The following is a 1,740-nucleotide window of genomic DNA, read 5'->3' as shown; positions in this document are numbered from 1 at the left end:
GCAGGCGCAATAGCTTCCGGGGAGATTTCAATTTTGAGTGATGGTACACCTTGGCGAGCCATGGTACATGTAAAAGACATGTCCAGAGCCATTGAATGGGCTTCTATCCGAAAAGCGACAAATGGCGGGTCTTTCTTGGCTGTTAATATCGGCACCAATAAATGGAACCATCAAGTTAAAACCATGGCATTGGCTGTTCAGGAATTGCTCCCGGACATCAATGTGACCATCAATCAGGATGCCCCTGCTGACAAACGTTCCTATAAAGTAAACTTTGACAAATTTGAAGAGTTGGCCCCGGACTTTCAACCCCAATTTGATTTGGAAAAAGCAATAATGGATTTGGAATCGGGAATGAAAAGTATTGGTTTTAATGATGCTGATTTTAGGAGTTCAAACCTGATCCGCTTAAAAGTACTTAACAGTTTCCAAGACCAAGGCTTGTTGAATGACAGACTAAATTGGACGAATAATTCGCTATTATAAGCAAAGGCTAAGTGAAGGGAAACACTTAGCCTTTGAATTTCTTTAGGATTCTTTCACTAAAGGTTGAAGAAATACTTGTTTTGTTCTGCTCTCAACTGGTCACTTAACCTGGTTTCAGGCAATATCACGTCATCATAAGTTAAAACCTGATCCTTTGGCACATCTCGACGAAGTACACAGTCAACAGCCAAACCCAATGGCAGCAAACCCTCCTCAAGAGAAGTTGTCATATTTTCACACAGCCCGTAGGTCATATAATGCCCTATCCCATCAATTTTCTCTCCTTTTTTTAGGTCTCTTTTTGCGGTAGTCACCACATCCACCATTGGCTTCTCAGGAGCAATCGTAGCATCATGAAACAACACTGCCCTTGCCACCGTAATGGGCACTTCAAAATGACACAAATGATAGGGGTTATAAAAACAATATAAAGGGCCTTCGCCGACCTTATATAGGTTCAAATAGTGTTTTTGGATTGGGTCATCTATGGTCCCTAAAACGAAAACACCCGGCCCCGGGCTAGCCCCCACAATATAGTCTACAATTCCATTGCCTGCCAAGATATCCTCCAAGGGATATTCATCCATACATTCAGTTATGGGCTTTCCGGATGCTACCGTAGGGCCGTGCATACCTCTTTTGGCCACACCCATTCCCGTAGCATTGGCAATAATCGCTTGTTCGAAGGAAATTTTACTCCCATCAGCAAAGGAAGTAACCATGGCAGGCTTTTGCTTCCATTTCTTGGCAAAACCTTCCTGGGTGGTGGGATTTCTGTAAGGATCATGAAGCCCCTTGATATTTCCACAAAGCACCGGCTTTAATCCCAATTGCTTGACAAAACGAAATAAATTAAGGGTCACTCCCGGCTGATCTCCATCAGCATTGGTAAAGACCACTCCCTTTTTGTCTGCGTGTACTTTTAAAATCGGGCCTATTGTACCGTCAGTTTCTGCATTCATCATGATGATATGCTTACCATTTTCTATGCATTCTTGTGCAATCCTTGCCCCTAAATCCACGGCGCCGGTTACTTCTATGACTGCATCGATCCCCTCTGCTTTACAAATCAGAAAAGGGTCGGTTGTGACAGCTTTCCCTCCATCTTTTATCACCTGATTCAAAGCTTCCAGGTTTTCCACCTCTTGGGCATTTTCCTGCCCTGCTTTTTGAAAAACATCCTTTGCTTTTGACAGGGTTCTATTGGCAATGGCCACTAGCTCCATACCTTGGGTGTATTGTTCAATCTGAAGC

The 1,740-nt window shown here is 43.4% G+C and carries 1 protein-coding gene and 1 pseudogene; one reads left to right on the top strand and one right to left on the bottom strand.

The genetic code is table 11. The features are described 5' to 3' along the window. Positions 1-486: pseudogene (locus AAC037_RS24170) on the top strand (NAD-dependent epimerase); the annotation flags it as partial. Positions 487-542: 56 nt separating this feature from the next. On the opposite strand, the gene AAC037_RS24165 reads toward AAC037_RS24170, so the two are convergent. Next, positions 543-1,740: NAD(P)-dependent oxidoreductase (locus AAC037_RS24165; RefSeq protein WP_339906237.1), on the bottom strand; the 1,198-nt coding region annotated here is incomplete at its 5' end.

It is taken from the genome of uncultured Cyclobacterium sp. (assembly GCF_963976465.1).
Classification (GTDB): Bacteria; Bacteroidota; Bacteroidia; order Cytophagales; family Cyclobacteriaceae; genus Cyclobacterium.
This window is presented reverse-complemented; position numbering and strand designations above follow the sequence as displayed.